The sequence below is a fragment of the Paracoccus sp. T5 genome, from assembly GCF_048538155.2.
Lineage (GTDB): Bacteria > Pseudomonadota > Alphaproteobacteria > Rhodobacterales > Rhodobacteraceae > Paracoccus.
In genome coordinates this window covers 3,102,801-3,127,279 of the sequence record NZ_CM135809.1, presented here as the reverse complement: position 1 = coordinate 3,127,279, position 24,479 = coordinate 3,102,801, and the positions used below count along the sequence as shown (strand labels likewise).

Annotated in this window: 25 protein-coding genes and 2 riboswitches; of the genes, 7 read left to right on the top strand and 18 right to left on the bottom strand. The window is 69.7% G+C overall.

Annotated elements, in window-relative coordinates; genetic code table 11:
- The first annotated feature begins 44 nt into the window (after window positions 1-44).
- Together ACNR9W_RS15450 and ACNR9W_RS15445 are read left to right on the top strand one after the other, a co-directional pair.
- On the top strand, window positions 45-881 hold the full coding sequence (locus ACNR9W_RS15450) for a hypothetical protein (RefSeq protein WP_419268457.1): 837 nt from the start codon (window positions 45-47) through the stop codon (window positions 879-881).
- 89 nt (window positions 882-970) lie between these two features.
- Entirely contained in the window at window positions 971-1,348 is a 378-nt protein-coding gene (locus tag ACNR9W_RS15445) for a Panacea domain-containing protein (protein WP_458478747.1), read from the top strand.
- A 21-nt stretch (window positions 1,349-1,369) separates the two neighbouring features.
- On the opposite strand, the gene ACNR9W_RS15440 is transcribed toward ACNR9W_RS15445, so the two are convergent.
- On the bottom strand, window positions 1,370-1,915 hold the full coding sequence (locus tag ACNR9W_RS15440; protein WP_419268455.1) for a BrnA antitoxin family protein: 546 nt from the start codon (window positions 1,913-1,915) through the stop codon (window positions 1,370-1,372).
- 230 nt (window positions 1,916-2,145) lie between these two features.
- On the opposite strand from ACNR9W_RS15440, the gene ACNR9W_RS15435 reads away from it, so the two are divergent.
- Window positions 2,146-3,345: a CAP domain-containing protein gene (locus tag ACNR9W_RS15435; RefSeq protein WP_419268454.1), complete on the top strand. Its 1,200-nt coding sequence runs from the start codon at window positions 2,146-2,148 to the stop codon at window positions 3,343-3,345.
- Here ACNR9W_RS15435 and cobF read toward each other — a convergent pair.
- The 6 genes from cobF to cbiE form a co-directional block, all read right to left on the bottom strand.
- Window positions 3,342-4,082: a precorrin-6A synthase (deacetylating) gene (gene cobF / locus ACNR9W_RS15430; RefSeq protein ID WP_419268453.1), complete on the bottom strand. Its 741-nt coding sequence runs from the start codon at window positions 4,080-4,082 to the stop codon at window positions 3,342-3,344. The two genes, ACNR9W_RS15435 and cobF, sit on opposite strands and share 4 nt — an antisense overlap.
- Window positions 4,079-4,744, bottom strand: coding sequence for an energy-coupling factor ABC transporter permease (locus ACNR9W_RS15425; protein WP_419268452.1), 666 nt, complete (start codon window positions 4,742-4,744; stop codon window positions 4,079-4,081). Before ACNR9W_RS15425 ends, cobF begins: the two co-directional genes overlap by 4 nt.
- Window positions 4,745-4,780: 36 nt before the next feature.
- A riboswitch (cobalamin riboswitch) is annotated at window positions 4,781-5,000 on the bottom strand.
- 20 nt (window positions 5,001-5,020) lie between these two features.
- A complete protein-coding gene (locus ACNR9W_RS15420) occupies window positions 5,021-6,346 on the bottom strand; it encodes a cobyrinate a,c-diamide synthase (protein WP_419268450.1) in 1,326 nt (441 codons plus the stop codon).
- Between the two features lie 11 nt (window positions 6,347-6,357).
- The gene (cobM, locus tag ACNR9W_RS15415) at window positions 6,358-7,131 is read right to left on the bottom strand and encodes a precorrin-4 C(11)-methyltransferase (RefSeq protein ID WP_419268449.1); all 774 of its coding nucleotides are present in this window, start codon (window positions 7,129-7,131) and stop codon (window positions 6,358-6,360) included.
- Complete coding sequence (locus tag ACNR9W_RS15410) at window positions 7,128-7,469, bottom strand: cobalamin biosynthesis protein (RefSeq protein ID WP_419268448.1); 342 nt, start codon at window positions 7,467-7,469, stop codon at window positions 7,128-7,130. The genes cobM and ACNR9W_RS15410 overlap by 4 nt, the downstream gene beginning before the upstream one ends.
- On the bottom strand, window positions 7,466-8,656 hold the full coding sequence (gene cbiE, locus ACNR9W_RS15405; protein WP_419268447.1) for a precorrin-6y C5,15-methyltransferase (decarboxylating) subunit CbiE: 1,191 nt from the start codon (window positions 8,654-8,656) through the stop codon (window positions 7,466-7,468). The genes ACNR9W_RS15410 and cbiE overlap by 4 nt, the downstream gene beginning before the upstream one ends.
- Here cbiE and ACNR9W_RS15400 point away from each other — a divergent pair.
- Entirely contained in the window at window positions 8,655-9,404 is a 750-nt protein-coding gene (locus tag ACNR9W_RS15400; RefSeq protein ID WP_419268446.1) for a cobalt-precorrin-6A reductase, read from the top strand. The genes cbiE and ACNR9W_RS15400 overlap by 2 nt on opposite strands.
- Here the strand turns inward: ACNR9W_RS15400 and cobJ are convergent.
- From cobJ to ACNR9W_RS15365, 7 genes are read right to left on the bottom strand one after another with little or no spacing between them, the layout of a single operon-like run.
- The gene (gene cobJ, locus ACNR9W_RS15395) at window positions 9,374-10,108 is read right to left on the bottom strand and encodes a precorrin-3B C(17)-methyltransferase (protein ID WP_419268445.1); all 735 of its coding nucleotides are present in this window, start codon (window positions 10,106-10,108) and stop codon (window positions 9,374-9,376) included. The two genes, ACNR9W_RS15400 and cobJ, sit on opposite strands and share 31 nt — an antisense overlap.
- Window positions 10,105-10,848, bottom strand: coding sequence for a precorrin-2 C(20)-methyltransferase (locus ACNR9W_RS15390; protein ID WP_419268444.1), 744 nt, complete (start codon window positions 10,846-10,848; stop codon window positions 10,105-10,107). The genes cobJ and ACNR9W_RS15390 overlap by 4 nt, the downstream gene beginning before the upstream one ends.
- 4 nt (window positions 10,849-10,852) lie before the next feature.
- Window positions 10,853-11,482 carry a precorrin-8X methylmutase gene (locus ACNR9W_RS15385; RefSeq protein ID WP_419268443.1) on the bottom strand — a complete coding sequence of 210 codons (630 nt, stop codon included), beginning with the start codon at window positions 11,480-11,482 and terminating at the stop codon, window positions 10,853-10,855.
- The gene (locus ACNR9W_RS15380; protein WP_458478746.1) at window positions 11,482-12,546 is read right to left on the bottom strand and encodes a precorrin-3B synthase; all 1,065 of its coding nucleotides are present in this window, start codon (window positions 12,544-12,546) and stop codon (window positions 11,482-11,484) included. Before ACNR9W_RS15380 ends, ACNR9W_RS15385 begins: the two co-directional genes overlap by 1 nt.
- Window positions 12,547-12,584: 38 nt before the next feature.
- Window positions 12,585-15,803 (bottom strand): cobaltochelatase subunit CobN, encoded by a 3,219-nt coding sequence (gene cobN, locus ACNR9W_RS15375; protein WP_419268441.1) that lies wholly within the window; start codon window positions 15,801-15,803, stop codon window positions 12,585-12,587.
- On the bottom strand, window positions 15,803-16,846 hold the full coding sequence (gene cobW, locus ACNR9W_RS15370) for a cobalamin biosynthesis protein CobW (RefSeq protein ID WP_419268440.1): 1,044 nt from the start codon (window positions 16,844-16,846) through the stop codon (window positions 15,803-15,805). Before cobW ends, cobN begins: the two co-directional genes overlap by 1 nt.
- Window positions 16,847-16,849: 3 nt before the next feature.
- Complete coding sequence (locus ACNR9W_RS15365) at window positions 16,850-17,203, bottom strand: DUF1636 family protein (RefSeq protein ID WP_419268439.1); 354 nt, start codon at window positions 17,201-17,203, stop codon at window positions 16,850-16,852.
- Window positions 17,204-17,302: 99 nt separating this feature from the next.
- A riboswitch (cobalamin riboswitch) is annotated at window positions 17,303-17,525 on the bottom strand.
- Window positions 17,526-17,565: 40 nt separating this feature from the next.
- Here ACNR9W_RS15365 and cobO point away from each other — a divergent pair.
- The 3 genes from cobO to ACNR9W_RS15350 all read left to right on the top strand — a co-directional run bounded on the left by cobO (window position 17,566) and on the right by ACNR9W_RS15350 (window position 20,404).
- Window positions 17,566-18,207 carry a cob(I)yrinic acid a,c-diamide adenosyltransferase gene (gene cobO / locus ACNR9W_RS15360; RefSeq protein WP_419268438.1) on the top strand — a complete coding sequence of 214 codons (642 nt, stop codon included), beginning with the start codon at window positions 17,566-17,568 and terminating at the stop codon, window positions 18,205-18,207.
- Window positions 18,208-18,309: 102 nt separating this feature from the next.
- Complete coding sequence (gene otsB / locus ACNR9W_RS15355) at window positions 18,310-19,035, top strand: trehalose-phosphatase (RefSeq protein ID WP_419268437.1); 726 nt, start codon at window positions 18,310-18,312, stop codon at window positions 19,033-19,035.
- Between the two features lie 10 nt (window positions 19,036-19,045).
- Window positions 19,046-20,404, top strand: coding sequence for an alpha,alpha-trehalose-phosphate synthase (UDP-forming) (locus ACNR9W_RS15350; RefSeq protein ID WP_419268435.1), 1,359 nt, complete (start codon window positions 19,046-19,048; stop codon window positions 20,402-20,404).
- 267 nt (window positions 20,405-20,671) lie between these two features.
- Here ACNR9W_RS15350 and aroQ read toward each other — a convergent pair whose 3' ends face one another.
- From aroQ to ACNR9W_RS15330, 4 genes are read right to left on the bottom strand one after another with little or no spacing between them, the layout of a single operon-like run.
- The gene (aroQ, locus tag ACNR9W_RS15345) at window positions 20,672-21,097 is read right to left on the bottom strand and encodes a type II 3-dehydroquinate dehydratase (RefSeq protein WP_419268434.1); all 426 of its coding nucleotides are present in this window, start codon (window positions 21,095-21,097) and stop codon (window positions 20,672-20,674) included.
- A gap of 51 nt (window positions 21,098-21,148) precedes the next feature.
- Window positions 21,149-22,633 (bottom strand): asparaginase domain-containing protein, encoded by a 1,485-nt coding sequence (locus ACNR9W_RS15340; RefSeq protein WP_419268433.1) that lies wholly within the window; start codon window positions 22,631-22,633, stop codon window positions 21,149-21,151.
- A 34-nt stretch (window positions 22,634-22,667) separates the two neighbouring features.
- Window positions 22,668-23,702, bottom strand: coding sequence for a histone deacetylase family protein (locus tag ACNR9W_RS15335; protein WP_419268432.1), 1,035 nt, complete (start codon window positions 23,700-23,702; stop codon window positions 22,668-22,670).
- 48 nt (window positions 23,703-23,750) lie between these two features.
- Window positions 23,751-24,293 (bottom strand): DUF924 family protein, encoded by a 543-nt coding sequence (locus ACNR9W_RS15330; RefSeq protein WP_419268431.1) that lies wholly within the window; start codon window positions 24,291-24,293, stop codon window positions 23,751-23,753.
- Window positions 24,294-24,479: the final 186 nt, after the last annotated feature.

The window sequence follows — 24,479 nt, the reverse complement described above, 5'->3', positions numbered from 1 at the left end:
GGTTTTTGATGAGCAACTTTGGACTCGCTCGCGCCCGTAGCTTCGTGAGCCGGATTTTCAGAACCCTTGATGGGTGGGTGTTTCGTTGGGTTCAGCCCGTTGGGACATCCCTTACTGCATTCTTTTCAATATTTCTGAGCTTTAATCTTGAAAAAGTTGCGTCGAAACATCCTGAATGGAGCGGTGCCTTCGCTTTACTGCAAGGCTTCAATCTTTATTCGATAATCGTTGTATGTGCGTTGGCTGCCCTTGTTGGAACTGCCTATAACTTCGTCCGCCAGAGAAGCGTTAAACGGCTCCATAAAGAAGTCAGAGATCTCCGGGATCAACTCGGGGCTGTAGTTCAAAACATTCCTGAAACCTTAGGCGTCGTCTTGCGTGGTGTCGGCGACCAACTCCCTCTCAACCAGACTGGTGGCCAACGCATATCGTTGTATGTTCATAAGCCCTCCCAAAACGTGTTTATTCCATGCGGTCGATTTTCCTACAGTCCAAATCTCAAGCGTAAGGGGCGCACGAGTTTCTCGGATAGCAAGGGATGCATCGGCCGGGCTTGGGAAGAGGACTGGCACTTTATGGACAACATGCCTGATCCTACTAGTCTATCTGGCTATACCGACTATATGGCGAAAAACTATCAAATGAGTCGTGAGGCGACTCGGCGTTTAAATATGAAGCCACGAATGTTTGCGGCGAAGCGGATCATGATTGATGCTGACGCCATCGGCGTTCTTGTGGTAGAGTCGCTCTACTGCGAGCAGTTTGTTGAGGAAGAACTCAGGCAGATACTTGAAGAAACTACGCAGCCGCTAGCACGCCTGCTACACGGCTTTTTGCCGCACATAGCTGATCCAAATGATCCAAGGCGGGTAGGTTTATAATGACCGATTTACTAGATGTAATATATTACACGGTAAAGCATTACCCCGGCGCACTATCTCACGAGCTATCAAATGCTCGATTGACCAAGATGATTTATTTAGCTGATTGGCACAGTTGCGTCACTCGTGGCAAACAGATTACTGACATAAAGTGGTATTTCGACAGCCATGGTCCTTTTGTTTGGCGTGTCAAAGAAGCAGCAGCGGCGCGGACTGACCTTTTGGAGGTCAGCGAAGAGCAAAATATGTATGGTGGAAAAAAGCTTCTCTTTAAGATAGCGGATCGGCATTATAAGCCTAAACTAAGCGACGCTGAAAAGAAGTCCATAGATCACGTTATTGAAGTAACGCGCAAGCTATACTGGGCAGATTTTATCAAACTAGTTTATGCGACACATCCAGTTGCTAGTTCGGAGAGATACTCGACGCTTGATCTAGTCGCGGCAGCTAAAGACTATGCAGCTTGATCTGGTCCAATTGAAACCACCTCACAACCCCCTCCGCCCCTTCATCTCCTCCAGCAACGCCCGCTTCCCCGCAGCACTCATCCGTCGAGGCCCCTCCATCGGCACCCCCGGCCCACCCGAGGGCGGGGGCGCCTCGCCCATCTCGGCCCAGGCCGCATCCTCGGCACGCTGCAGGTCGCCGAATTCCGGGCGGGGACCGTCCAGCCCCTCACCCGCGCGGCGCGACAGGTAGTCCATCGTCTCGGCCCCCTCGATCATCCCCGCCAGCCGCGCATGCATCCAGGCGCTGACGATCCGGTTCACCCGCACCTGCCAGTCCGGCCCCATCGACCGAAAGAACGCCACCACATCCGCATCCAGCCGCAGCGTGACCCGCGTCTTGGCGACCCGCCCCCGCTCCTGCGCGATCCGGTGCCACTCCTCGGGAATCCGCATCCGGGCCAGGACCGTGCTGTGCAGGTCCCATTCCAGCATCCGCATCGCGTCCGCCATATAGTGGTAATTCGCCCGCCGCGCCCCCTCGCTCCGCGCCGCGCCCCCGCCCGTCATCCCCGCCTTGCCTGTCATCCCGCCCCACCCTCCAGCCCGATCCGCACCCCAGCCTGTCGCTGGCACGTTAACGGGGTCTTAACCGGCCGGACGTTGTCGGTGTACGTCCTGTGCACGCGCGGTGCCCGCCCCGTGCACCCCTCGTGCGGCCCGTCGGCAAGGATCTGCACGCCACGGACAATTTGAACAAATTGTCATCCCAGGCGGCGGCCGGTCATGGCAATCTGCCCCCGATACCAGAGGTGCAGATGACCCAAGCCAGTCCCGACGAACGCTATTTCCTCAGCCTGATCAATGCCGAACGCGCCCGCCACGGGCTAAACCCCGTGCAGCTGGAAACGCACCTGAACACCGCCGCCGAATCGCACAGCCGCTGGATGCTGCGCACCGACAGCTTCTCGCACACCGGCAGCAACGGCTCCGACGCCACCGAGCGCGTCCAAGCCGCTGATTATCCTCTGGAAACCTCTTGGCGCGTGACCGAGAACCTGGCCCTCATCTCCATCGACCGCGACGACAGCCTGCGGGACGAGGTCCAGGCCCTGCACCGCAACCTGATGAACAGCCCCGACCACCGTGTCAACATCCTGGACCCCAATGTGACCCATGTCGGCATCGGTCTGGAGGCCGGAAGTTACCAAGGTCATCAGGTGCTTATGGCCACCCAGAACTTCGCCCGCACCATGGGCCATGTCGAGCTGGACGTGGCGCCCGGCATCACTATCTCCACCCTCGACGCGCCCAACTTGGCCGCGCCCGAGCCCTCCAAATCCGCCTGGCTGGCCCGGATCGGCACGCCCAACCAGACAGATACCGGCACCGACGCCCATGACGACATCCTGGGCAGCAGCGCCGGCGACAGCCTGTCGGGCCTGGGCGGCGACGACTGGATCGCCGGCGGCGATGGCAATGACGTCCTGCGCGGCGGCTATGGCAGGGATGTCCTGCTGGGGCAGTCGGGGGACGATCTCCTCTCTGGCGGCGGGGGTCCCGACCGGCTGTCCGGAGGGTGGGGGCATGACACTCTTGCCGGCGGCTATGGCAACGACCTCATGACCGGCGGCCGGGGCCAGGATCACCTGATGGGCCAGCGCGGGCATGACCGCCTGTTCGGAGGCCCGGACGATGACCGGCTGGAAGGCGGGGCAGGCAATGACAGGCTGTTCGGCGGGTCGGGCCGGGATGTGCTGACGGGTGGATCGGGTTCGGACCAGTTCATCTTCAAGGGCACGGTCGGACTGGACAAGATCACGGATTTCCAGCCCGACGTCGACCGGATCCTGATGGACAAGGCGCTGATCGGCAACGACCTGAGCCTGTTCGTCAAGGAGCAGATGCGCGAAACCTCAGGCGGCGTCATTATCGAGCTGTCCTCGGGCAACCGCATCGCCGTCATGGGCAGCGACCTGACGGTGGCGGACGTGGCCGACGACATCTTCCTGTTCTAGGCGCGCCGCAGCAGATAGCAGTCCATGATCCAGCCATGCGCCGCGCGGGCCTCGGCGCGGCGGCGGATGATCCGCGGGCCGGCCTCGGACAGCGGCCCGTGGTCGAGGATCTGCTGCTCCATCCCCAGGAAGGCGCCCCACCAGATCCGGACCCCCTGCGCGGGCAGGGTCTGGAAGGCGCAGCCCCCGTCCAGCATCACCACCAGCGTGTCGGCGCCAGCGGGCCACCCGTGGTCCCGCAGCATGCGCCCCGTGGTGATCTGCACCGGGGCGCCCAGGTCGTTCAGCGGGATCGCATGCGCCGCGCACAGCGCCTGGATCGCGGTGATGCCGGGGATCACCGTCACCGCCAGATCCAGCCGTGCAGCGATCCGCAGGCTGCTGTCGTAAAGCGACGGATCGCCCCAGACCAGCAGCGCAACCCGACCGCTTTGGGGCAGGTGCCGGCTGATCTGGGCCTGCCAGGCCAGCGCGATCCCATCGTGCCAGCGCTCGACCGCGCCCAGATAGTCGGGATCGTCCGCATCGCGGCGCGGCAGGTCGAACTCGGCCAGGCGGACTGGAGCGCCGGTCAGGTGCCGGTCCAGCATGGCCCGGCGCAGGCCCGCCAAGTCGGCCTTGTCCTCGCCCTTCAGGGGGATCAGCACCAGGTCCGCGTCCCGCAGGGCTGCGATGGCCTGCAGGGTCAGGTGATCGGGGTTGCCCGTCCCGATGCCGATCAGGGTCAGCTGGATCATGCGAAAAGGCGCGGCGTCACCAGCGCGCTGCCGCGCAGTCCGCGCAGCGACTTGGCCCCCGCCAGGACCGCCAGATCGACCAGCGGCTCCAGCGCGATGACCAGCAGATAGGCGGCGCCGAAGGCCGCGATCCCGCCCCAGGCCTCGGCGCCCTGGCCGTAAAAGGCCCAGAAGGCGACCCAGGCCACGATGCCGCCCTGGAACGCGGTCGACAACGCTAATGCCTGCGCATAGCTGAGGTCCACATAGGCGGTGCCGGGCGCGATGATGCGGCGCGCCAGGGCGGCGACGGCGAACAGCGGCACCAGCAGCGTGGTCACGTTCATGCCATATTGCGGCAGATCGGCGGGCGCGAAGGCCAGCCCCTGGATCAGCAGGCCCAGGGCCAGCCCGATCGCGGCGGGCGCCGCGCCGAACAGCAGGAACAGGGTCGAGCCCAGGATCAGGTGCACCTCGGACACGCCGACGGGGGCGGTCGGCAGGACCTGGAAAAAGACGAAGGTGGCGGCTGTGGCCAGGCCCGTGCGCGCGGCCAGCGCGGTCAGGCCCCGGTCACGCAGGGCGCCGAATGCCAGTTTCAGAGAATAAAGGCCGGCGTTTGCGGCGGTGGCATAGCTCAGCACGATCTTGGCGCCGGCGACGATGCCCGGTTCGATATGCATGGTCAGTCTCCTGTGGCCGTCACACCCGACGGCAATGAAGGTTTCGCCTGCATGGCCGGTCTCCTGGCTTGCGGGTCAGGGCGCGGCGTCGGCCTTCCCGGGGCGATACCCCAGTGGCATGGGTGACGCGCGCTCTCCGCATACAGTCGCGGGGGCGGCTGAGGCTTCGGGCGCCGCGATTGGGTCCGCCCTTCCCCATTCCCGATGAAGCCCGACGCTGAGGCGTCTGACGGGCACCAAACAGACCCTCACCTAGACGCGATCACCCGGCCTGCGTCAAGTCGCCGCCGGGGCGATCAGGTGAAAGAAGGTGCCGGTGACCTGCCCGCCGCCGGGCAGGGCGCGGTGGCTGCCGGTTTCCGGCACGGGCGCGCCGGTCGCGTCGGTGACATGGGCCAAGGGCGCGTCGGGCTGCGACAGGATCGAGGCATAGTGGAACTCGTGCCCGCGCAGCGGCTGCCGCCCCAGTCCGGGCAGCGCCGCATGGGGTTCGGCGCGGCGATAGCCCAGGTGCATGCGGCGCTTGGCATAGCTGGTTTCCAGACCCAGCAGGCCCAGCATCCGGTGGCGCACGCCCTCCGCATCCACCAGCCCCGCGCCAAGCGCCATATAGCCGCCGCATTCGCCATGAACCGGCCGCGTGTCGGCAAAGCGGTGCATCGCCTGCCGGAATCGGTCGGCCGCCGCCAGCCGGGGCGCGTGCAGTTCGGGATAGCCGCCCGGCAGCCAGCAGCAATCGGCGCTGTCGTCGGGCACCTGATCGTCCAGCGGCGAAAAGGGCAGGATCGTGGCGCCCGCGCGCCGCCAAGCCTCCAGCACATGCGGATAGGTGAAGGAAAAGGCCGCGTCGCGGGCCAGCGCGATCCGCCCACCCGGCGGGGTCAGGGGCAGCGGCGCGGCGGCATCGGGCAGGGCGCGATGGGCGGCGGCCGCGACGATGGCGTCCAGGTCGCAATGCGCGGCCACGAAATCGCCCGCATGGTCCAGGATCGCCTGAAGGCCGGCGGTCTCCTCGGCCTGCACCAGGCCCAGGTGGCGTTCGGGCAGGGTGATGTTGCCCTGGCGCGGCAGGCTGCCCAGGACACGGATGCCGGCCTCGGCCATGCCCTCGCGGATCAGCGCGTCATGGCGGGCCGAGGCGACGCGGTTCAGCACCACGCCCGCAAAGGGCAGGTCCGGGCGCAGCGTCGCAAAGCCCCGCGCGGTGGCCGCCGCCGATTGCGCCTGGCCGCCGACGTCCAGGACCAGCACCACGGGCCAGCCCATCATCTGCGCGATCTCGGCGCTGGAGCCGATGCCGGTTTCCCCGGCCCTGGCGACCCCGTCGAACAGGCCCATCGAACCTTCGGCCAGGATCAGGTCAGCGGGCGGCTGCCCCGTCACATGGGCCACGATCCGTCCCGGCTGCATCGCCCAGGCATCCAGGTTGAAGGACGCCCGCCCGGAGGCCGCCAGGTGAAAGCCCGGATCGATGTAGTCGGGGCCAGACTTGAAGGGCTGCACCGCCAGCCCCTGCCGGCGCAGCGCCGTCAGCAGGCCCAGCATCAGCATGGTCTTGCCGGTCCCCGAGGCCGGGGCCGAAATCATCAGGCCGGGCGTCATCGCGGCGGGCCTCATTCCGGGAACCGGGGGTCGGCGCCAACCGGACGATAGCGGCGGTCGTAATCGGCGGCGTAAAGGCGGCTTTCCTCGAATCCTTCGGCCGCCAGGGCGCGGCCGACCAGGATCAGCGCGGTGCGGTCGATCCCCTGCGCGCGGGTCTGGACGTCGGCCAGGGTGGCGCGGATCACCCGCTGGTCGGGCCAGCTGGCGCGCCAGACGACCGCCACCGGGCAATCACCGCCGTAATGGGGCAGCAGATCGGCCACCACCCGGTCCAGCGCATGGATCGACAGGTGGATCGCCAAGGTCGCCCCGGTGGCCGCGAATGCCGCCAGCGTCTCGCCTTTGGGCATGGTCGAGGCGCGGCCGGGGGTACGGGTCAGCACGACCGACTGCGCCAGGCCGGGCAGGGTCAGCTCGGTCTCCAGCGCGGCGGCGGCGGCGGCGAAGGACGGCACGCCGGGCGTCACCTGGACGGGAATGTCCAGCGCGCGCAGGCGGCGCAGCTGTTCCCCCATCGCGGACCAGACCGACAGGTCGCCCGAATGCAGCCGGGCAACGTCATGGCCTGCGGCATGGGCCACGGCGATCTCGTCGATGATCTGGTCCAGGCTGAGGGGCGCGGTGTTCACGATCCGCGCACCGGGCGGGCAGTGCGCCAGCAGGACGGCGGGAACCAGGCTGCCCGCATAGAGGCAGACCGGACAGGCCGCGATCAGGTCGCGCCCGCGCAGGGTGATCAGGTCGGGTGCGCCGGGGCCGGCGCCGATGAAATGGACGGTCATGGAACCTCTGCGATGGCGATGGTGACAAGGCCGCAGGCCGACACGCGGCGGGGGGCCGACAGGCGTGCACCGGGACCTCCGGCGGCCAGGGCTGCGGCCTCGGCGACGGACCCGGTGCCGTAAAGCGCCTCGATCCGGGTCGAGCGGGTGGGGGTGGCGATGCCCGCGACGTCGACGATGTGCAGCGGCAGGTTCAGCAGGACGGCCAGCGGGCGCAACTGCTCGGCCCGCTGCGCGATCGTCGCCAGCGCATCGGCACCCCCCGCCGCCGCCAGTGCCGCGGCCAGCGCGTCGCGCGTCGTCCCGGCGCGGCAGCCGATACCCGCGACGCGCGTCATGTCGTGACCGCCCATTGCACCACCGGGCGCAGCGGCTGCCAGCCGCGCATCCCGCCTAGGGGGGCGGCGCGCGCGATCTCGATCCGGGTCAGGTCGCCGCCGTGGCGGGCGTGAAGATCTGTCAGCAGCGCCTCGGTCTCCAGGGTCACGGCATTAACGACCAGCCGGACGCCGTGGGGCAGGGCGGGCCACAGCGTCTGGAACAGGGCCGCGCTGGCGCCGCCGCCGACAAAGACCGTGTCCGGTTCGGGAAGGCCGGCCAGCGCCTCGGGGGCGGCGCCTTCGACGATGCGGATGCGATGGGCCAGACCGAAGCGGTCCAGGTTTCCGGCGATCAGCGCCAGACGGTCGGTGCGCGGCTCGATGCAGATCGACCGCCCCCCCGCCAGCGCCCATTCGACCGAGATCGACCCCGAGCCCCCGCCGATGTCCCACAGCAGGGCGCCGGCCCTCGGCTGCAAGGCCGCCAGCGTCAGCGCGCGGACCGGCGCCTTGGTAATCTGGCCCTGGTGGTCGAACAGGTCATCGGCGCGTCCGGCTGCGGCGGACAGCCCGAAGCCGCGCGGCAGGTCGGCGCCGTCCAGCGCCACCGCGACCGGAGCCGCGATGTCAGTCAGGGCAAAGCCGTCGGCGCTGGTGCCCCGGATGCGTTCGGCCGGGCCGCCAAGGCGCTCCAGCACCGTCATGCGGATGGCCCCGGCGCCCTGGCCGCACAGCCAGGCGGCCAGGGCTGCGGGCGCGTCGCCGTCGCGCAGCGTGGCGATGATCCGGCAGCCGCGCAGCAGATGCGGGCGCAGCCTGGCCAGCGGCGCGGCGTGCAGGCCAAGGGTCACGCAATCCTCCAGCCGCCAGCCAAGCCGCGCGGCAGCCAGGGAGGGCACGCCCGGTGCCGGAAGGGCGCGCCATTCGCCCGGCGCCAGATGCGCGGCCAGGCTGCTGCCCGCCCCGAACCAGAAGGGATCACCCGAGGCCAGCACCGCCACCCGCTGTCCGCGCAGCGCCAGCACCGGCGCCACGTCGAAGGGCACGGGCCAGGCCCGGCCGCGCGCTCCCACCCCCGCCAGGTCCAGGTGGCGCGGGCCGCCAAAGACAACCTTTGCCGCCGCCAGCGCATCGCGGCTTGCATCCCCCAGCCCGGCCGCGCCATCTTCGCCCATGCCGATGATCGTCAGCCAGGGGTCAGACATGAAACGCGTCCTGCTGCTGGGCGGCACCACCGAGGCCAGCGATCTGGCCCGCCTGCTGGCCGGCGCGGGGATCGATGCGGTCTTTTCCTATGCCGGGCGCACGGCCGCGCCGATGGCCCAGCCCCTGCCGATGCGGATCGGGGGTTTTGGCGGCGCCTCCGGGCTGGCGGACTGGCTGCAGGGCGCCGGCATCAGCCATGTGATCGACGCGACCCATCCCTTTGCCGCCCGGATGAGCCGCAATGCCCATGCCGCCTGCACGGAGCTGGGGCTGCCGCTGCTGGCGCTGCAGCGGCCCGCGTGGCAGCCGGGGCCGGGCGATGACTGGCAGCCGGTTCCCGACATCGCGGGTGCCGTCGCGGCCCTGCCCAAACGGCCCGCGCGGGTTTTTCTGGCGATCGGCAAGCAGAACCTGGACCCCTTTGCCCGTCTGCCCCATGACTGGCTGCTCCGCCTGGTCGATGCCCCCGACAGCGCGCCCCTGCCGCGCGCCCAGGTGGTCATCGCCCGCGGTCCCTTTACCGTGGATGGCGACCGCAGCCTGATGGCGGCGCACCGGATCACCCACCTGGTGGCCAAGAACAGCGGCGGTGCGGGGGCCAGCGCCAAGCTGCAGGCGGCGCGCGACCTGGGGGTGCGGGTGGTGATGATCGACCGGCCCGCGCTGCCCGACCGCGCCACCGTCGCCATCCCGGCCGAGGCGCTGGACTGGCTGCATCAGACCGCCCCCGCGCTGCGCGGCGTATAGACCCAGGGGCCCACGCGCCGCGTGGCGCTGTTGCCGACCAGGACCACGGTGCGCATGTCGGCCATCTGCGGCTCGGCGTCGGCCAGGGTCACGATCCGCAGCGATTCCTCGGGCGTGGTGACGGCGCGGGCGAAGATCATCAGGCGCGCCGGTTCGCATTCCTGGCGCAGGACCTCCAGCACGCGGGCAAAGCCCTCGGGGCGGCTGGCCGAGCGGGGGTTGTAGAAGGCCATCGCGAAATCACCCCGCGCGGCATGGCGCAGGCGGTGTTCGATCAGCGCGAAGGGCTTGAGGTTGTCCGACAGGTTGATGGCGCAGAAGTCATGGCCCAGGGGCGCGCCCGCGCGTGCGGCGGCGGCCAACATGGCGGTGATGCCGGGCAGGATGCGGATGTCGGCCAGGTCGCCGCCCGCCTCGACCGCCTCGAACAGGGCCGAGGCCATGGCAAAGACCCCCGGATCGCCTGACGACACGATGACCACCCGCCGCCCCGCCGCCGCCAGGTCCAGCGCCAGCCGCGCGCGGTCCAGCTCCACCCGGTTGTCGGAGGCGTGCAGCACCAGTCCCTCGCGCGCGGCGATGCGCGCGACATAGGGGATATAGCCCACGATGTCGGTGGCCTCCGCCAGCGCGGCCGAGACCTCGGGCGTCACCAGTGCCTCGGCGCCGGGGCCAAGGCCCGCGACGGCGATCCAGCCGCTCATTCGGCGACCTGGGCCAGCGCCACGGGGCGGCGGCCCTGGCCATGCACCAGCACGATGGCGAAATAGGGGCAGTCTGCAGCCTCGACATCCGCCAGGCGCAGGATGCGCTGGCCGGGCATGGTGCCGCGTTCGATCAGCCAGGCGTCGTCCAGCCGGCCCGCCATCGTCAGGGCGCGGCGCACCTTGGGCAGGTTGCGGCCGGTCTTCATCACCACCAGCGCGTCCGAATGCTGCATGTGGCGCAGCATCTCGCCCTCGGGCAGGGTGCCCATGACCACGGTCAGCACGTCGTCGCCCCAGGTGATGGGCGTGCCGCTGGCGTTCCAGCAGCCGACCATGCCGGGGATGCCCGGGATCACGGTCACCGTCACCCGATCCCTCAGCCGCACATAAAGATGCATGAACGAGCCATAGAGGAACGGGTCCCCCTCGCACAGAACGACGACATCATCGGTCGCGGCCAGCGCCGCCAGCCGGTCGGCCCAATCGTCGTAGAAATCGGCCAGCAGCCGGTTGTAGTCGGGGCTGTCAAAGGGGATCTCGGTCGTGACCGGGTATTCCATCGGATATTCGGCCGCGGCCGGTGCCAGCATCCCGTCAACGATGCGGCGCGCCTGTCCTTGGCGCCCGGGCTTGCGGAAATAGGCGACGTGGCGCGCCTGCCGGATCGCCCGGTCGGCCTTGACCGAGATCAGGTCGGGATCGCCCGGCCCCAGGCCGGCGCAGATGATCTGTCCCATGCGGCTACTCCTTCCGGCTGGCCAGCGCGTTGATGGCGGCCACAGTGATGGCCGAGCCGCCAAGCCGTCCCTGCACGATGACCGCGGGCGCGGGCGGGGCGGCCATCAGCGCGTCCTTGGATTCGGCGGCGCCCACGAAACCCACCGGGCAGCCGATGATCGCGGCCGGGCGCGGGCAGGCGGGGTCCTCCAGCATGTTCAGCAGGTGGAACAGCGCGGTCGGCGCATTGCCGATGGCCACGACCGCGCCGTCCAGGTCCGGGCGCCACAGTTCCAGCGCTGCGGCGCTGCGGGTGTTGCCCATGTCGCGCGCCATGTCCGGCACGCGCGGGTCGTGCAGCGTGCAGATCACCCGGTTCCCGGCGGGCAGGCGGGTGCGAGTCACGCCCTCGCTGACCATGCGCGCGTCGCAGAGGATCGGCGCGCCTGCCGCCAGCGCGGCGCGGGCACTCGTGGCCATGCCGGGGGTGAAGCGCACGTGACGTTCCAGCCCGACCAGGCCCGCGGCATGGATCATGCGCACGACCACCGGCTCCTCGTCGGGGTCAAAGCCCGCCAGGTCGGCCTCGGCGCGGATGGTGGCGAAGGACTGGCGATAGATCGCGGCGCCGTCCTTTTCGTAATCATGAGGCATCACAGAACCCTTGGCAGCTGGTCGGGGTGAAGGCCGCGCCGCACGGCCGGGTCGGCCGCGCGGCCATGGCGGATCAGATCAAACCCCGCCGGCGTGGCGGTCAGGGTCAGGTCGGCGGGACGCGGCCAGCCGCAGCCCTTGGCACAGCCCGACACATGCAGCACCGCACCCGGCGGGACAAGACCCGCCAGGTCGCGCGCCAGGGGCCGGGTCGCGGCATGGGCCTGCGGGCAGGCCGGGGCGCCGGGACAGGCGCGCAGGCGCAGGCGGGGGTCCTGCGGGTCCAGGATTACACCGGGCAAGTCGGGCAGGGTGCGGGCGCCCTGCACCAGCAGCATGCGCCAAGGCGTCAGCCGCAGCGGCCCGAGCCGTGACAGGCGGCGCAGCGTATCGGGCGGCACCTGGCCGAATTCCAGCGCCGCCAGCATCCCCTGTGCCGTGGCCCCCGGCTGCGCGGCGGGCGCGGCGGCGCGGGCCGGCCAAACAGCGCCCGGCGGCCGCGCGCCTTGGGCGATCAGCGCGGCCATGCGGCCCCAGCCAGCGGGCGCGCCTCCCTGGTCCAGGAACCACTGTGCCAAGGCCAGCGCCTCGGTCACGTCGTGCAGGGGGGGCGCGGTCGCCATGCCATCCGCCCTCAGCGTCAGCCCTTGAGGGCCGCGCTCGATCCGGATATCGGCGGGGTCGCGGGTCAGGACGGGCAGCGGCCCGGCATCGACGGCAAAGCCGAACTTGGCCGGCAGCGTCAGCCCGCTTGCGGCCAGCGCGGCCTCCAGCGCGGCGGCCAGGGCATCCGTCGCGGCATCGGCAAAGGGCGTGACCAGGATGTTGCGCCGCCGCTCGGCATCCGTATCGGCGTCGATCAGGTCCTGCGCGCGCAGGGCGGCGATCAGCGGCGCGTGGCTGTCAGGTGTCACGCCGCGCAGTTGCAGGTTGGCACGGCCGGTCAGCTCGATGATGCCGTTGCCCTGCGCCTCGGCCGCGTCGGCGACGGCTGCGGCTTGGGCCGCGCTCAGCCGGCCGCCGCGCGGTCGCAGCCGCACCACCCATCCATCGCCGGATTCCATCGGCCGCAGCGCGCCGGGGCACCATCCCTTTACCGCGCTCACAGCGTCACCGCGATCGAGTTGCGGCGCGTCACCCACAGCCCCGCCTGGTGCAGGCGCTGGAACAGGTCGCGCATCGCGGCCAGGGCGGCGGGATTGGCCGCCTCCATGAACGCCACGATCTCGGGGCGGCCAAGCGTGGCCTCGTGGTAAAGGTCGAACAGATGCGGCGGCACCGCGCCTGCCAAATGCGCGAAAGCCGCCATGTGATCCAGCGTGGCCGCGATCTCGGCCGCGCCGCGATAGCCGTGGCGCGTCATCCCGTCGGCCCAGGCCGGGTCGGCGGCGCGGGCGCGGGTGGTGCGAGCGATCTCCTCGGTCAGGGTGCGGGCGCGGGGGCGGCCGGGCTGCGTCGCGTCCAGGTGATAGAGGGCGGGGGCCGTGGCCCCGATCCTGGTCATCGCGGCGGCAAAGCCCGCCTCGTGCGCGGCATAATCGGCGGCCAGCAGCAGGTCGGTCTCGGGCAGGTCCTGTGCATGGACAAAGCTGTCGACGCCCGCCATCCGCGCCTCCAGCCCCGCGCGGTCCGGGCGGCTGGTCCCGTCCGCCCCGATGGCCCAGGCCGAGGCCGCAAGCCAGGCCTCGCCCGCCGCCGCCCGCGCGGCATCGGTGAATTCCGTGGGCGCCGTGCCCATGCCCAGCCCGTACTGGCCGGGCTGCGGACCAAAGACGCGGGGCGCGCGCGCCGCATAGGGGTTCTGATCCGTCGCCTCGTCACGCTCGGCCAGGGTCGCGGCCCCGGTTTCGAACAGCTGCGCCAGCACCGGAAAGACGTCGCGGAACAGGCCCGAGACGCGCAGCGTCACGTCGATGCGCGGACGGTCCAGCAGCGCCAGCGGCACGACCTCGACCCCCGACACCCGTCCCGAACCCTGGTCCCACACGGGCTTCAGTCCCGCCAGGTGCAGCGCCATGGCAAACTCCTCGCCCGCCGTCCGCATGGTCGCGCTGCCCCACAGGTCGACCACCAGGCCACGCGGCCAGTCGCCATGATCCTGCAGGTGGCGGCGCAACAGTTCCTCGGCCAGCTTGACGCCCTGGGCATGGGCGGCGGGGGTCGGCACGGCGCGGGGATCGACGCTAAAGAGGTTGCGCCCCGTCGGCATCACGTCCGACCGACCCCGGTTCGGCGACCCCGACGGGCCCGGCGCCACGAACCGGCCCGCCAGCGCCGCCGCCAGCCCCGCGCGTTCGGCCTCGCCGCAGGCGCCGCTGCCCCAGATGTGCAGCCCCTCGCCATACTGGCTTTCCTTGATGTCGCAGACAAAGCGGTCGATGCGGGTGATCGCCTCGGCCGCGCTGGCGTCGGGGGGAATGCCCAGGTCGGCCTCGACCCCCAAGGCGCGGGCCTCGTCCCGGATGCCGGCGATCAGGCGGTCGCGGCGCGCCGGGTCCAGCCCGTCGGCGGTGGAATATTCGTCCAGCAGCCGTTCCAGCCCCGCCATGCCGGGGGGCAGGGCGGCCTCGCGCATCGGCGGCGGCAGGTGGCCCAGGGTCACGGCTCCGATGCGCCGCTTGGCCTGCGCGGCTTCGCCCGGATCATTGACGATGAAGGGATAGATGACCGGCAGCGCCCCGGTCAGCGCCTGCGGCCAGCAGTCGCCCGACAGCGCCACGGCCTTGCCTGGCAGCCATTCCAGCGTGCCGTGCGCCCCCATGTGGACCAGGGCATGCGGGTCCTGCGCGGCCAGCCACAGGTAGAAGGCGACATAGGCATGGCGCGGCACGCGGGTCAGGTCGTGGTAACCGTCGTCGCGATCAGTGCGGTGGCTGCGTTCGGGCTGCAGCGCCAGCAGCAGGTTCCCGCGCCGGATGGCGGCAAGGCGGAAGGCGCCTTGGTCGAAATCGGGATCGGCCTCGGGCGGGCCCCAGGCCGCGTGCAGCGCCTCGCGCAGCGGCTGCGGCAGGGCCTGCAACGCAGCTTGGTAATCGGACAGCGGCCACGTGATGCGCTGGCCGGCCAGGGCGGCAGCCCCAACACCAGCGGGGACATCGTAGCCTTGGGCGGCCAGCGCCTGCGCCACGCCCTCGGCCGAGGCCGGGGCGTCCAGCCCCACCGCATGCGCCATCTGCCAGTCGCGGCCGGGATAGGTGGACAGGATCAATGCCACCCGCCGCTCTGCCGCCGGGGTCCGCGCCAGCCGCGCCCAGGCCGCGATGCGGTCGGCGGCGGCGGCCAGAAGACCGGGATCCGCCCGATGGGAAAAGCGCGAGAACTGCAGGTCGGAGTCGCGCGGCTCGGGCGCCTTGAAGCTGATGACGCCGGCAAAGATGCGGCCGTCGATCTCGGGCAGCACCACGTTCATGGCCAGGTCCGACGGTGACAGCCCGCGCTCGGCGCCCGCCCATTCGCGCCTGCGATTGGTCGACAGCGCCACTTGGAAGACAGGGCAGCCCATGCCGTCGAAGGGCGTGCCGGCCTGGGTCCGGGCGGAAAACCCCGTCGCATTCACGACCAGCGTCGGCGACGCGGGCAGGGTGTCGCGCAGCCAGTCCCCCAGCCCCTCGGCCTTCAAGGAGGGGGCGAAGGCGCCGATGGCCGCGAATCCCCGCGCCCGCAGCGCATGGATCAGCGCATCGACGGGACCGATATCGGCGGCGGCCAGCCAGCTGCGATAGAAGGTGACCAGCGCCAGGTTCCCCTGCGGTACCTGGTCAATCACGCCATGGTCAGGATCCCACAGCCCCATCTGCGGCAGCGTCTTGCGCCCCTCGACCGGGGCGGCGGCCAGGCCCGAGGCAATGGCCATCTGCGCCAGCGCCGCCTGTGCGGCCACCGCGCCGCCCTGGTCGCAATGCCGCCGCAGCACGCGCAGCACGGAGGCCGGCACGGTCGAGACCTCCTCCAGCCGGGGGTCGTCGCGCCCGTCGGCCGGCAGCACCGCCAGCGCGATCCCCCGGCGCCGCGCCAGGTCCTGCACCGAGGCCAGGCCATAGGGCCAATAGGCCTCTCCGCCGATCAGGCGGATCAGGATGCCGCGGGCGCCCGCCAGCGTCTGGTCCAGGTAGGTGTCGACCGACACCGGGTGCCGCAGCGCCACCAGGTTGCACAGCCGCAATGACGGCAGCCCGCCCGCCGCCCGCCGCCACCCTTCCGCGAAGGCCCCCAGGTCGCTGTCCGAAAAGGACAGGACCACCAGATCCGCAGGCGACTGGCCCGGATCATAGGGGGCGTCGGTCTGGTCCAGGCCGACCTGTTCGCGAAAGATGACATGCATCAGGCGGGAACGCCTTCCAGCACGGCGCGGATCGCGGCCTCGTTCACGTGGTCATGTTCGGCGATGACCACCAGCCGCGACTGGCGGGGCTGGCTGCCCCAGGGGCGGTCGTACTGGTGCCGCACACGCGCGCCCACGGCCTGCACCAGCAGGCGCATCGGCTTGCCCTGCACGGCGACATGGCCCTTGACGCGCAGGATGTTCTGCTCGGCGGCCAGCCGCGCGATGCGGTCCGCCAGGTCGGCGGGATCGGCGATCTCGGGCAGGTCGATGACAACCGTGTCGAAATCCTCGTGCTCGTGATCGTCCTCGCCGTCGTGGTGGCTGGGGCGGGCGGCGATGTCATCCTCGGCGGCGGCGTTCAGGCCCAGGATCAGGCGCGGGTCGATGGCGCCTTCGGTCACGGTCAGGATCGGCAGCTTGCGGGGCGATTCGGCCTCGATCACGGCGCGGGCGGCGGCAATCCCGTCCGGTCCCGCCAGATCGGCCTTGGTCAGCAGGATCACGTCGGCACAGGCGATCTGGTCCTCGAACACCTCGGACAGGGGCGTCTCATGATCCAGGCTGTCGTCGGCGGCACGCTGCGCGTCCACCGCCGCCACATCGGGGGCAAAGCGGCCCGCGGCCACGGCCTCGGCATCGGCCAAGGCGATCACCCCGTCCACGGTGATACGCGACCGGATCGCCGGCCAGTCGAAGGCCTTCAGCAGCGGTTTCGGAAGTGCCAGCCCCGAGGTTTCGATCAGGATGTGGTCGGGCTTTTGCGGCAGCGCCATCAGGCGTTCCAGCGTCGGAATGAAGTCGTCGGCCACGGTGCAGCAGATGCAGCCGTTCGACAGCTCCATGATGTTCTCGGCCGGGCAATTGTCGTCGGCGCAGCCCTTCAGGATGTCGCCGTCCACGCCCATCGTGCCGAATTCATTGACCAGCACGGCCAGCCGCAGCCCCTGCGGGTTCTGCATCAGGTGCCGGATCAGCGTGGTCTTGCCCGAACCCAGAAAGCCGGTGATCACGGTGACGGGGGTCTTCACGAGGTCGGTCATGGGTCACTCCTGCGGGGGGATGCGGGCAAGGCTCTGCTTGCGGAAGATGGCGGGGCGTTCGCGCCAGGGCACGATCCCGTCGGCGGTGGCGGCATAGGCGGCGGCACCCGACAGGATGTCGGCGGCATCGGCGGGGGTCAGCCGCCCATAGACATAGGACCACTTGCCCGGCCCCGACAGGGCGACCGAACAGCCCTGGGCGCAGGCGGACAGACATTCGACGGGCCGGATCTCGACCCCCTGCGGCGCGGCCTCGCGCAGCGCATCGTGCAGCGCGGTGCCGGGGCGGGGCCCCTCGGGGTCGTTGCCCGGCAGGGTGCCGCGACAGGTGGTGCAGACATGCAGAACAGCGCGCATCGCGGGCCTTCCCTTGGCTTTCGGCATCCGGGGCGGCCCGAAGAGGACGGCGCGGGTCATCCGGCCATCATCTGCCGGTCGCGAAACACCCCGTTCGCCGGTCATCGTCAGGTGCTGGCAGGTCTCCCGGCTTGCGGATTTCGGGCGCTTGGCCCAACGGTCGTCCCACCTTCCCGGCCCCGCGCGGCGGCGGCCAGTGGATCGGGGCGACCTTTCCGGTCACGGTCGCGGGGGCGGCTGCGCCTGGGCATGGCCGAAACCTTGCCTGTCGCATTCCCTCTTCGCCTGCCTTACGACAGGAACCAACACGCGCCCACCAAAAGCGCCGCGCCCGCGATTTGTCAACCTTCAGGAGCGAACCGATGACGCAGACCGATCCCAATGACGCTACGGACAACCCGGAGGACCTGGCCCGCCACGCCCAGAAGATGGCCAAGAAGAAGGCCGCCCGCGACCGGATGATGGAAACCAAGACCGGCGAGAAGGGACTGATCATCGTCCATACCGGGCCGGGCAAGGGCAAGTCTTCGTCGGGCTTTGGCATGATCATGCGCTGCATCGCGCATGGCATGCCCTCCGGCGTGGTGCAGTTCATCAAGGGGGCCTGGGACACCGGCGAACGGCGCCTTCTGACCACCCATTTCGCCGATCTGTGCCAGTTCCACAGCATGGGAGAGGGGTTCACCTGGGAAACCCAGGACAAGTCCCGCGACATCGCCGCGGCGCGGGCGGGCTGGGCCAAGGCGCAGGAGCTGATCCGAGACCCGGCCATCCGCATGGTCCTGCTGGACGAGATCAACATCGCCTTCCGCTATGGCTATCTGGACGTGGCCGAGGTGCTGGCCTTTCTGGACGCGGAAAAGCCGCCGATGACGCATGTCGTGCTGACCGGCCGCGGCGCCCCCGAAAGCCTGGTCGAGGCGGCCGACCTGGTGACCGAGATGACCCAGGTCAAGCATCCCTTCCGGTCGGGGATCAAGGCGCAGGCCGGGGTCGAGTTCTGAGCCCACGGCAGGGACCGTCAGAAAAAGATCACGTCCGGGTGAACCCCCGGGCGGGCTGAAGGGTTTGGTCGGTACATATGGCCCCAAGGAAACTGCCCTCCCATGACATCCCCCCCGCCGCTTCCTGCCGATGCCGCATTGTTTCTGGACTTCGACGGCTGCCTGGTCGAGATCGCGCCCCGTCCCGATGCGGTGGTCGTGGCACCTGCCCTGCGGGAGCGGCTGGTGCGGTTGCACCGGCGGCTTGACGGCGCTCTGGCGCTGATCTCGGGGCGGGACGTGGCGAACCTGCGGGGGCATCTGGTCGATTTTCCGGGCATGGTGGCGGGCAGCCACGGTTCGGAACTGTCCCCCTCGCCGGACCGGATCGAGGCGCTGCACGAGCAGCCCTTCGACGCGCAAGCCCTGCATCGCGCGGCGCATGACATGGCGGCGCCGCACCCGTCGGTGCTGGTCGAGGAAAAGCCCCATGGCGTGGCCATGCATTACCGCAAGGACCCGTCCCTGCAGAATTTCGTCGAGGATGCGATGCATGCCTTGGCCGAACAGAACCCGCACCTGATGCTGCAGCCCGCCAAGATGGCGCTGGAACTGCGGCCGGGCGGCGTGGGCAAGGACACCGCGCTGGCCCGCCTGATGCAGATGCCCCCCTTTGCGGGGCGCATGCCGGTCTTCGCGGGCGACGACACCACCGACGAACCCGCGATGGCCGAGGCGCAGTCCCGCGGCGGCTTTGCCGTCAAGATCGGCGACGGCCCCACCGCTGCCCGCCACCGCCTGTCCGATCCCGCCGCGCTGGCCGCATGGCTGGATGCGTCCCTGGGATGAAGGAGTTTTCATGTCCCGTCTGATCGTCGTCTCCAACCGCCTGCCCTTGGGGGACAATCCCTCCGGGGGCCTTGTCGTGGCGCTGGAGGATGCCCTGCGCAGTTCCGGTGGGGTCTGGATCGGGTTTTCGGGGGATGTGAAGGACGATCCTGGCGATCAGCTTCAGGATCATCCGGGGGCACCCTTTCAGCGGCTGTCCTTTGACCTGAACACGCAGGATCACCACGACTATTACCTGGGCTATTCGAATTCGATGCTGTGGCCGGTCTGCCACGGGCGGCCGAACCTGATGCGCATCCTGCCGGAGTATCTGGAAGGGTACAAACGGGTGAACGCCCGCATCGCCGACCTGATGCTGCCGCAGCTGCGCGAGGGCGATCGGATCTGGGTGCAGGATTATCACCTGTTCCCGCTGGCGGCCGAACTGCGCGCCCGTGGGGTGACCTGCCCCATCGGCCTGTTCCTGCATATTCCCTTTCCCGGTCCCGCCGATTGCGCGGCGCTGCCCAATCCGGCCGAGATGTTCGAATGGCTATCGCATTTCGACCTGCTGGGCTTTCAGGCCCATCGCGACCTGGGGGCCTTCGCCGAAAGCGCGCGGCAACTGGCCGAAGTGGACCAGATCTCTGAGACGCGATTCCGCCTGTCGGGGCGCGAGGTCCGCGCGGAGGTCTTTCCCATCGGCATCGACACCGCCTCCTTCATCGAGGAGGCACGCGATGCCCCGGACGAGGATCGCGTCCGCCTGCTGACCGGCGCCAAGATGATGATCGGCGTGGACCGGCTGGATTATTCCAAGGGCATCCCGCAGCGGTTCCGCGCCTATCAGATCCTGCTGGAGCAGGACCCGGACCTGATGGAATGCATCTCGTTCCTGCAGATCGCCCCGCCGACGCGCGAGGCGGTCGAAGCCTATCAGGACATCCGCGAGGAGACCGAGCATCTGGCGGGGCGCATCAACGGCCAGTTCTCGACCCTGAACTGGACCCCGATCCGCTTTATCCACCGGCCCTTCCCGCGCCCGGTGCTGGCAGGGCTATACCGGCAGGCGCGCATCGGCCTGGTGACGCCGCTGGCCGATGGCATGAACCTGGTGGCCAAGGAATATGTGGCGGCCCAGGACCCCGAGGATCCGGGGGTCCTGATCTTGTCGCGGTTCGCCGGGGCCGCCGAGGAGATGACCGAGGCGCTGATCATCAATCCCCATGATCCGCACGACCTGGCGCAGGCCATGGCAGAGGCATTCAGGATGCCGCTGGAGGAACGCCGCCGCCGCCATGCCGCCCTGTTGAAGGGGGTGATCGACCACGACGTCGCCTGGTGGTCGGACGCCTATCTGGATGCGCTTGGGCAATCCCGCGAATCATGAGGGCGGGGTCTCCGGCAGCTTTCTGCCCGCCCTGCGTGCAGTTGCGATATTTTTGCCCGTTTACCGGGCATCTGCCCGGATTGTGCCCAGGCTGATGGCATCTTCTGGTGACGCCGCGCTGCAGCGGGTGCATCCTGAAGTTGCGGGGTCGCACCACTTCGCATCGTTGCGCTCCTCCTCATGGCTGGCAACGAGCCCTCCGGTAAGCCGCCGGTCCGCCGTTTTCTCCTCCCGCGGCCGGACCGGCGGCTTTTTCCGATCCTTACCTCAGATCAGCGCCGCCACATGGCGCAAGGCCGCGGCATATCCCTGGATCCCGAACCCCGCGATGACCCCGTCGGCGCGATGCGAGACATAGGAATGGTGTCGGAAAGCCTCGCGCTTGTGGACCTGGCTCAGATGCACCTCGATCACCGGGCCGTCAAAGGCGTTCAGCGCGTCCAGCACCGCGATCGAGGTATGGGTCAGCGCCGCCGGGTTGATGACGATGGCGGCGGCCTCGTCCCGTGCCTCGTGGATCCAGTCGACGATCTGGCCCTCCCAGTTGGATTGCAGAAAGCGGATCTGGTGGGGGGCTGCCGCCTCGCCGCACAGCGCCTCGACATCGGCCAAGGTGGCATGGCCATAGATCTCGGGCTGGCGCTTACCCAGCAGGTTCAGGTTGGGGCCGTTCAGGACATGGATCAGCGGCATGGGCGGGTTCCTTGCAGGGTCGGCCCTTGCTAGCGCAAGGCGGGCGCGCTGTCAGCCGGGAAGGGCAGTGACCGGGGCCACCCGTCCCGACGGGTCGATCAGGCGCAGCACCGGCGGATGCGCCGTCAGCACCGGAACCGCGCCCGCGACGGCAGGCGGGCTGGTCCACAGCCGGGCGCCGTCATGCGCGATCAGCACCAGCCGGCCGTCCAGCATCTGCAGGCGCCCCGGCCCGGCCCCCTGCCACAGGACCTGCCCCCCGTCGCGCAGGACCGGGCCGTCGTCGGGATCGTTCCACAGCCGCAGCGCGCCATCCGCCGCCGACAGCGCCTGTCCCGGCCAAAGCGGCCCGGTCATTCGGTCCTGGAGGGCGCTTTCGCCGACAAGGCTGCGGGTCAGCAGGGCCGCCAGCGTGCTGCGGTCCCATCCGTGATGCGCGGCCGCGGCCTGCAGGATCATCAGCTTGGCCAGCGCGGCAACGGGCGTCATGTCGCCGGCCGCGATCGCCCCCGTGTCGACGATCCAGGCACCGGCGGCGTAATGGAAGGCGCCGACCGTGCCGCCGATGGCGCGGCTGGCGATCAGGGTGGTGACGCCTTGCGCCTGCGCATGCAGCAGCGCCTGGCGCATGGCGCCGTCGCCGGCGGGGATGTTCCCTTCGCCGAAACCCTCCAGCACCAGCCCCGTCGCGCCCGAGGCCAGCGCGCCCTCGATCATCTGCGCCAGCAGCGGCGCGGCGCTGCGGTGATCGGCGGGGACGGCGGGGATCTGCACCACGCGCTGCCGGTCGATCCCCTGGGCGACCGCCTCCAGCTGCGCGCGGACCAGCGCCCGCGCCGCCGGATCGTCCAGCGCCTGCGCGGGCGAGGCGGGGCCGGGCAGCGGCGCGGCAGCCCCGTGCCAGATGCCGATGCCCGCTTCGGCCAGGGAGGGCAGGTGCGGACTGGCAAAGCCGGCAAGGCGGCGCGTGGACACCTTCAGCGCGCGCGACCCCCGCCACAGCCGCCCGTCGAAGTACAGCGCCACTTCGGGCAGGCGCAGGCGCGTCATGGCCAGCGCCCCGGACAGGTTGGCCAGCGCGTCGCTGCCCGCGTTCAGGACCAGGCCCTGCGGCGTCTCGCGCAGCAGGGGCAGCTGCGCCCCGGTCAGGATCACCGGCTTGGACAGGGCGGCCCGGGCCAGGCCCAGATCGTCGAAGACGTTCAGCAGCAGGGGCAGGGCGGCGCCTGAATAATCCATCGTGTCGGTGCCGTGCAGGATCACGAAGGCATCGTGGTCGTCATAGAGGTCCAGCACCCGCGCCGCCATCCGGCACCAGTCCGAGGGCCGCAGGTCGGTGCTGTCCAGCGTCCCCGGCCCCTGGTCGGAAAACCGCAGCCCGGTGTCGAAATGCAGCCGCAGGCCCGGCAGGCTGGCCGCCAGCGCCGGGCCCAGCAGGTCCCGTACCGCCGCCGCAAAGCGGTCCGACGGCATCGGGACCAGCGGCTGCCCCGTGCAGGAAATCGTGCCGCCGGTGTTGATGATGCAGATCCGCATGAAGGCCCCCTTGGTTGCGCCCCCTATAGGGCGGTCAGGGGGCCTCGATCCAGCCCCGCAGGAAGCTGGCGAGGTTCAGGGTCAGATCCTCGGACATGTAGCCGCCCTCCTGCACAATCACCGTGGGCAGGCCGGCCGCCTTGATTCGCGCCGCCGCCAGGGCAAAGCCCGCGGTGGTCACGCGAAGCCCGCGGAAGGGGTCGTTCTCGTGCGCGTCCAGCCCCAGGGCTAGGACCAGCGCCTGGGGCGCAAAGGCCCTGATGCGCTCCAGTCCCCGGTCGATGGCGGCCAGCCAATTCGCATCGCCCGACCCGAGCGGCAGCGGCAGGTTCAGGTTCATGCCCTGGCCGTCCCCGCGCCCGGTTTCGTGGTCATAGCCCAGGTAGAAGGGATAAAAGGCATCGGGCGCCGCATGAACCGAGACCGTCAGCACATCGGCCCGGTCATAGAAGATCTCCTGCGTGCCGTTGCCGTGATGCACGTCGATGTCCAGGACCGCCACCCGGTCGTGGCGGGCGCGCAGGGCCTGGGCCGCGATGGCGGAATTGTTCAGAAAGCAGTGTCCTGCCGCCGTATCCGCATCGGCGTGATGCCCCGGCGGGCGGCAGAGGGCATAGGCCGCCCGCGCGCCGTCCAGGACCGCCTGCGTGGCCGCCAGCGCCGTGTCGACGCCCCGCAGCGCGGCGGCATAGGTGTCGCGGCCAAGGGGGCAGCCCGTGTCCGACATGTGCCAGCCCGCGCGCCCGGTGATCCCCTGCGGATAGGTCTGCGTGGCCTTTTGCGGATGCAGGTTCGCCACCACCTCGGGGCCCGCGCCGGGGGCCTTTTGCCATTCGGCCCAGCCCTCGCGCAGGAAATTCAGATAGCGCGCCGTATGCACCTGGCGCATCGGCGCGTGGTCGGCGCGCGGCGGGTTCAGGGCCGTCAGCCCCGCCTGCGCCAGGCCCGCCAGCAGGCGGTCCGCGCGTTCGGCGGTTTCCTTGTTGCGCATCGGCACGCCGCGCAACATCCAGAACTGCGGGTCATGGGCGGCGGTGTCGGGCGCGTAAAAGCAGGGCAGATTGGTCATGCGGGCCTCCTGCCGCAAGGCTAGGGACTCCCTGCGGCAGGGGCAAGGTCAGAAGCCCGTATGCGTCTTGAGGAACTCGGCTTCCTCGGGGGTGCTGTCGCGGCCCAGGACGGCATTGCGGTGCGGAAAGCGGCCGAAGCGGGCGACGATGTCGCGATGGTCGCGCGCGAAATGCAGCGAATGTTCGTTGCCTAAGGCTTCGTAGAGCTGGACCGAGCGTTCCTGGTCGGCCAGCTCCTCGCTGTGCATGAAGGGCAGGTAGAGGAACTGCCGCCGCTCCGGCGACTGCTGTTGGTCATGGCCGCGATCCAGCGCGGCCTTGGCGTGTCGCAGCGCCAGGTCGTTGCTTTCAAAGCTGCGCGGGCTGCCGCGAAAGATGTTGCGCGGGAACTGGTCCAGCGCGATCACCATCGCCAGTGCGCTGTCGGCGTCCTCCATCCAACCGTCCAGCTGCCCGTCATGGGCCGCCGTATAGGTGTCGGCAAAATCCTCGCGGATGCGGGCATCGACCTGGTCGGACTTGGCGAACCAGTTGGGCCGCATCTCGTCCGAAAACCAGAAATCCAGCACCTGCTGCGGGGTCTTGATCATGGCGTTCTCCTTCATCGTCGCTATCATGGGCCTGTGCTTCGCGGAACCCGGGCTGAGCGCAACGCCCCTGACGGGCGAGGGGTCCGGCGGTCCGATCCGGGGGTCGTTCGTGCGTGCTTTGTCTTTCGACCGTTGAAGGGTCGCCATGACCGGCAGATCACGTGTGATCGGCCAACAAGGATCATG